This is a genomic window from Novosphingobium capsulatum NBRC 12533, from assembly GCF_001598375.1.
Lineage (GTDB): Bacteria > Pseudomonadota > Alphaproteobacteria > Sphingomonadales > Sphingomonadaceae > Novosphingobium > Novosphingobium capsulatum.
The window spans coordinates 1-6,040 of the sequence record NZ_BCYV01000044.1 but is presented as its reverse complement, the minus strand read 5'-3'; the positions used below and the strand labels follow the sequence as shown (position 1 = coordinate 6,040).

Below are 6,040 nucleotides of genomic sequence, written 5' to 3'. Positions count from 1 at the left end.
TCTTGACGCCGACCGCAGACCAGCAAATCTCACAGCGAAGGAGCAAGAAAGCCAACCACAGCACAGAAAGACCCCGCCATGACCGAACAGCCACCGGACCGTATTCTGCGCCTCAACGCCGTGCTCGATCGCACCGGCCTGACCCGTGCCACCCTCTACCGCAAGATCCAGGCGGGTACTTTTCCTAAGCAGGTCCGCATCGCCACGCGCTGCACCGGCTGGCGAGAATCCGCCATCCGTGAATGGATGCGTAATCCCATGTTCTATCGGGTCGACGAGGTCCGATAGCACGCACAGGCAAACATGCTGCCTCCACCTTCTGGCAAGCGAAATGCCGGAATCTGGGACTTTCCTGCCGTTCCCAAGCGCGATTCCGAACAGCTGCTCTTGTCAGAAGCCGACATTTAACGCCCGCGCGATGCGCATCGTGGGTCGACAGATACTGGGCCGGAAGTGGTCAGGCGGGTTTGAGTCTTGGAGATGACGAAGCGGACGTTCATCACTCGATGCCGAGAATGGCTCAGCTGCTTAACGCTTCGTTCGGCGCTGCACGATCGTCTGGGCGAGGATGCGACGATTGATCTTCCGCTTCCAGTCCAGCTGGGCCTGCGAAAGATTGCGCTTTCGAGCGGTCTGCAGAAGGAAGCGATATTCCATCTCGCTGTATAGATAGCCCATCCGCCAAGCGTGCTCGATCAAATCGTGGTTGGCATTCGCTGTGTCATCCTGCGCGATGCGCTTTAGCCCATCGAACAGGTTTCCGGTGCTGATCTGGATGAAGCGGTTGATGCACACATTGCCGACATAGGTGCTGTTTCCATTGTGCCGGTTGCGGATGTAGCAATGCTCCTTGATGTCCTGGCCGCAGGGGCAATGATCCCATTCGTCGCTTATTTCGACAGCGACCAGATCCCACTCTTGACGCGCCGCCTCGAAGTCCGATGCGACGGACAGCGGAAGTATGTGGGCTTTGAGGTGCTCAAAGTTGGGAGATGTCATGGCATTCGGCCCCCGTAGCTATGCCGCCTGCTTGTTCTTTTTCGCCTGCGTGTATCGTGTGATCTTCACCGGTATGAATCGGATGACGATGTCCTGAAACTTACAGATTCTCCGCAGATGATCGTGCATCAGCTTAAGTTCGTACTGCGAGATCAGGGGAATATCGTTCTTGTCCGGTTTTGGGTGAGCTTTGTTGAAGAGGAGCCACAGGCAAAGCGTATATTCCTTCCCGTGATTGTCCTCGATTGAAGGCTTTATGTAGGCGAGATAATCGCCCTTCGACGGGGAAGGACTGTTTTTTATATGATCGCGGATTTCCGAGAGGAAGGTGTCATCGTGCAAGAAAGCTTCGCAGTAAAATTTGGCCTGCGAGAACAGGTAGCTGATTGACGCCGCGTCCTTGTATTTCTTGACATTTATAATCCGCATTCGACCGTCTGCGCAAAGTTCCAGGACGTCGCAGAACTCCTTGTTCTTCCTGCCGGTGCCAATTTTGAGCTGGGCTCGGTCGAAAAGTATGGCGTCTGGCCGAAGCTCGATAATCTTGTTGTTGAACTTGGCCTCGGTATTCTGCTTGGCCTGATCGTCGCTGATGTCAATATTGCAGCACCATGGCTCCGCGTCCTCCTCACGAACCCGATTCGACATGAAATCGACAATCGACTGATGGAATTCCGGATCGACCTTGGTCCAGCGTCCGCTGCTCAGAACGAAATAGTCATCACCAATTGCGTGCTCGTAAACAAGACAATCATATATCGGCCATCGCATATGAGTAAGGACGCGATCCTCGGCCGGTGAGAACGCAAAAATCTTCCTGCTTTCGAGCCGATCAACGGTGATTTTGTCAGGATTCTTGAAAACCTCCTCGAGCAGCGCTGGCGTGAGGAAGGAGTAGACTATGTTTTCCTTCTTCGGATTATTCGTGAAGGTGAAGCTATATTCTTCGGCCGATAGGAACTCCGGTATGCAAAGATCGACTTTTGAATAGTCTTTCCCTTTCAAGGACTCCAGCAGCAGTGCGTTGAGCTCTTCAGTTTCTGCTTCAGTCGCTGGTTGGAAATTTCGATAATTTGGGAACAGATCAATATAGTCGCGAGCTTCGAAACGCTCCAGAAATGTCTGACACTGGACGATCAGACGCTCCCAAGTTAATTTCTCTTCGCCGACAACCTTGACCGTCAGGTTGTCACGCCCTTGTAGAGTCGTGTTCTTTTTCCCCTTGATATGAGCGGAAATGTATCTCAGATCTTCCGCCTCGCTCAGGCCGAATACCAAGGAGTCGGAAGGCCTACTCGCCTGCCGATCGATATGGGTTGGCGTTATAGCATTGCTCTGGGTGCGGGTCTGACGAATTTCTTCGTTCCCACACATGTTCATCGCCGTCTTGATACCAAAATCCGGCTCGAGCATTTTTTTGTTTAGGCAACTCGCCGCACTTCTTCCGAACACCGCGGAAAAAAGCCGATCCTCGGTCTTGATAAGCAAAATGCCGTTGGGGCTTCTGCTAGCATCGGCGAAGGTAAAGGGATCTGCGACATTCGCTTTCTCGTTGACGAAATCCAGCCAGGGTGGATTCCCTCTGGCGGAATGCGTTTCGAAGTAGATGAAACGACATTCAGCTTCATCGACCTCAAAGTCGGCTTTGCGGATGGCGAGCTTCGTATCCAGATCCGCATCGTCAACAAGAATCGTATCAAAGCCCGTATCGGCCTTAGCCAGATAGAAAGTAATCTGCCCAATTTCGGCTTCAACATCCTCAGCCATATCCACACTCCTGTATGGAGCGTATTATGGCTGTGTCCTTTTCGCCAGACCTATTTCAAGTGCGCGCGAGGATCGGATTGGTGCGAAGGCGAGACGCCCTAGATACTGTACGTCACAGGCCCCGTTCAGCCCGATCGTTGTAGCCCGTCAATACCCAACTCGAACTTCGCGCCGGCTTCACTCAGGATATTTACCAGCTCGAGCGAGGCGCGATGAGCTGCCAGCGCCTCGTCCCGTGTACAAGGTTCCTCGCCATAGCGAATACCCGGCTTGCACTGGATCGCGGCCACCTGAGCGTCGGCGTTAAAGTCCAAGCCAGTATCGGCGAGCGTATTGCACAGGCTAGCAAGCCCATGGGTGAAACCGAACTTTGCGCCCGCGCGATCGATCGCGGCCTTGAGCACCTTTTCGGCGGCCTGAAGTGACGCCCATTTTGACTCCCCATAGCGACCACCGCGCGCCATCAGACCGTTGACCGCAGTCTCGACATCGCCCCGAGCAATGAACATCAAACCATGATCGGAGCTCTCGAGCGTGTACGCGGCGGGCACGGCGACTTCGAACGCGGCTCCAATCGTGTCGAGGGCAACATTGGACAGGCGCCCGGCTTTGGCCGCAGTCATCCCGTCAACAAGCTGGGTTATATTACAGGTTGCGGGGCCGCGTCCGATGCCCGGATTAGGCAACCACTGGCGCGTCAGAACGAAATTCACGCTGCCGAAGATGCGGGGAACGCGTAGGACGTAGAGATCGCCATCGAGCAGGATCACCATCCGACCCGGACATGGATCCTCTTTCAGCCGATCCCCGTAATTGTCCTTGTACCATTGATTGATCGCTTCGGTCAGCGCTGCATTCTCGCGTAATTCCGGCGGCAGACGCGCAGTGTCGCCGCCGAGCGGCATGCTGAGATTATACGTCATCGAGACTTCGCGCACCGCCAGCATCGGGCGCGTCGGAATATCGACGTCCTCATTAGTAAGCTTGAAGTCGATCTGAGCCATCATCGTGTCGAACTGCGGCCCACACGCAGGCGGCCGTTGCAACGTCATACCCTTCTCCTCGCACATCCGGGGACGCAGGCGCGACGCCGAAACGAATGGCAGCGATTAGCGCAATGCTTGAATGCAGCTAACGGCCGAATTTGGGGGGCGTCACCAGCGACTTTGGACGTGGTACCGAAGATCGCCAGCCGCAGTTTTAGACATAATAGCTGAACGGCACCACGTTCGCATCGTCGGTCGATGACCGCGGCAGCAAAAGCCCGGACACATGAAGGAACATTTCAACATCGAGGCCGGTCTCCCTGATTAGGCGTTCAGTGGCACCGGGATAGGCCGCCTCCAGCGCCTCCACCGCCTTGGGAAGCAGTTCGGGCTCCTCCGGCTCAATCACATCGTCATAGCGTTCGGCTTTCTTCTGACCCGTCTTGCTGAGATGAATATAGCCCGTGCGATACTGATCGGCGGAGATCATCCGTAGGTCATAGGCACGCCGCACGATCACCGCCGCTGAAACCTTCCAGCGCAACTTGAGCTCGTAGATCGCGGTCCAGTCGAGAAAGCGCCCTCGCGGAAACTCGTGGACGAAAGATGATCTCGGTAAAAGGAACGCGCTCGCGAAGCGGTTGGCTTGGTCCTCTGTTAACTTGTCCCCCGTCTGAAGCCCGCGGTGCATTATGAGGTGCCCGGCCTCGTGGCCTAGGTCGAAACGCAGGCGACATGCCGCGGGCTTCGCTTCGCTGCGGATGATCATCGGCCGCGCACAGTCGATCGAGAGCGCGTCGACTCGCTCCGATACTCCGCCGAAGAAACTGACCACGGCACCTGCGTTCTCAACCACCCGCATCATGTTCTTGATGGGGCCGGTTCCTAGCGCCCAATGCTCACGTGCCGCCTCGGCGGCGTCCTCGACATCGTGCATCGTCTCTACTGGGATGTCGGGGAAGGTCACCGGTGGAAGATCGAGCTCGCGATCGAGCCTGCTCACGAAGCCGTCCAGTAGGGTGCCGCGCGCAAGCACTTGGCTCACTACCGAAACGGGCGTGGTCCGCTGCTTGCGAAAGTGGCACTGTTCCGATCGGATGCCCGCTTCGGCAGGCAGACTCAAGAAGCGCTCAGCGACCCCGAGCGCCGCAGCGAGCGCCGCGCACATCTCGTCCGTCGGCGGTTTCATGTCCCGCTCAAGCTGATTCAGATATTGGCGGGTCGCGCCCACGCGCGTACCTAGTTGGTCGAGCGTCAGCCCGAGCGCGACGCGGGCGAGCCGCAGGCGCTCGCCCTTAAATGCCTGTGAGCCCATTGATCGTCTCCGCCGCCCGTGCCGGCGTTACTCGCTCGTCTTGGTTTCGCGGGTACGCACACCGACGCTCGGTGCCTTGAGCTCGACGCTCTCAGTCGCTGGCCGACCGACTGCGCCAGTTGCGGTATCAAGCGCGAGCGGAACATCCCAGTTCAACACCGCCGTCTCTCCGCGCAAGCCGACAAACTTCACGGCCAACACACTGCCGTCAACATCGGTCTCGACCGCAAAGCGGAACAGCAGATCGCGCCCCTCATCCCGTTCGTCGAAGGAGAAGCCAAGCTGCTTGAGTTCGGTCAGACTATGCCGCCGCGTACGGTCCGTCGGCTCTTCGGCTTCGCCCCGATAGATCCGGATCGGCACTTCACCGATCGTGAAAATGAGCTGCAGCGTCCGATCGATGACGTCCAGCCACGGATGCGCCGCTTCATCGACCGCGCGCAAGATACGCGCCCGCCCGAACTGGAAAGCCCGACAACCAAGTGTCCAGCCATTATCGCCCGCCGCTTCGTCGAACAATTCCACCGCAGTCTGTCGGCCGTCGACGATCATCTGCGCCACCGTGACGAGCCGCTCTTCTGTGAGATCGGGATGATAGTCCCACGGGAATTTCTTCGACATGCTGTGCCCCTCTGCCGCTCTTGCGCGTGCATCATGGGCAAATTGATAGATTTGTCAACTGCTCCCAAAATTGTAAACCGTGTGCCGCGCCGGCGCTGTTCTGGCTGGTCCATGCGCGCAGCCGTTGCTGCCAGCGCCTACAGCCTGAGCCTTTCTTAAGGTGCGCGAAATGTCGGCATTCGGGAGAACATTGATTACGCGTGAATGATGGGAATTGGGGCGCATTGCAGCCGGACGCCTTCGCGCTAAACGAATGACCGGTTCTGGCGGAAGCTGCCGTTCAGAGCTCAATCGAGGAATGACGCGTTCTGGTCGCGTGCTGCCGGAAGCGGAACGCCGCTTCGTGGGACAA

The 6,040-nt window shown here is 57.1% G+C and carries 6 protein-coding genes; 1 reads left to right on the top strand and 5 read right to left on the bottom strand.

All coding sequences use genetic code 11. The features are described from left to right. Positions 1 to 78: 78 nt before the first annotated feature. On the top strand, positions 79 to 288 hold the full coding sequence (locus SCA01S_RS21320) for a helix-turn-helix transcriptional regulator (protein WP_062788806.1): 210 nt from the start codon (positions 79 to 81) through the stop codon (positions 286 to 288). 240 nt (positions 289 to 528) lie between these two features. On the opposite strand, the gene SCA01S_RS21315 is transcribed toward SCA01S_RS21320, so the two are convergent. The 5 genes from SCA01S_RS21315 to SCA01S_RS21295 form a co-directional block, all read right to left on the bottom strand. After that, a complete protein-coding gene (locus tag SCA01S_RS21315; RefSeq protein WP_062788804.1) occupies positions 529 to 999 on the bottom strand; it encodes a hypothetical protein in 471 nt (156 codons plus the stop codon). An 18-nt stretch (positions 1,000 to 1,017) separates the two neighbouring features. Then, entirely contained in the window at positions 1,018 to 2,766 is a 1,749-nt protein-coding gene (locus SCA01S_RS21310; RefSeq protein ID WP_062788802.1) for a DUF6119 family protein, read from the bottom strand. Between the two features lie 125 nt (positions 2,767 to 2,891). Next, positions 2,892 to 3,818, bottom strand: a complete 927-nt coding sequence (locus SCA01S_RS21305) for a HEPN domain-containing protein (protein WP_167542938.1) — start codon at positions 3,816 to 3,818, stop codon at positions 2,892 to 2,894. Positions 3,819 to 3,966: 148 nt separating this feature from the next. After that, on the bottom strand, positions 3,967 to 5,067 hold the full coding sequence (locus tag SCA01S_RS21300) for a helix-turn-helix domain-containing protein (RefSeq protein WP_062788798.1): 1,101 nt from the start codon (positions 5,065 to 5,067) through the stop codon (positions 3,967 to 3,969). A gap of 27 nt (positions 5,068 to 5,094) precedes the next feature. Then, the gene (locus SCA01S_RS21295; protein ID WP_062788796.1) at positions 5,095 to 5,688 is read right to left on the bottom strand and encodes a hypothetical protein; all 594 of its coding nucleotides are present in this window, start codon (positions 5,686 to 5,688) and stop codon (positions 5,095 to 5,097) included. Between the last annotated feature and the right edge of the window lie 352 nt (positions 5,689 to 6,040).

Bases quoted from the DNA above. Each gene is read 5' to 3' on its own strand.
- SCA01S_RS21310 (WP_062788802.1), bottom strand. From the start codon at position 2,766: ATGGCTGAGGATGTTGAAGCCGAAATTGGGCAGATTACTTTCTATCTG.
- SCA01S_RS21295 (WP_062788796.1), bottom strand. From the start codon at position 5,688: ATGTCGAAGAAATTCCCGTGGGACTATCATCCCGATCTCACAGAAGAG.
- SCA01S_RS21320 (WP_062788806.1), top strand. From the start codon at position 79: ATGACCGAACAGCCACCGGACCGTATTCTGCGCCTCAACGCCGTGCTC.
- SCA01S_RS21305 (WP_167542938.1), bottom strand. From the start codon at position 3,818: ATGACGTTGCAACGGCCGCCTGCGTGTGGGCCGCAGTTCGACACGATG.
- SCA01S_RS21300 (WP_062788798.1), bottom strand. From the start codon at position 5,067: ATGGGCTCACAGGCATTTAAGGGCGAGCGCCTGCGGCTCGCCCGCGTC.
- SCA01S_RS21315 (WP_062788804.1), bottom strand. From the start codon at position 999: ATGACATCTCCCAACTTTGAGCACCTCAAAGCCCACATACTTCCGCTG.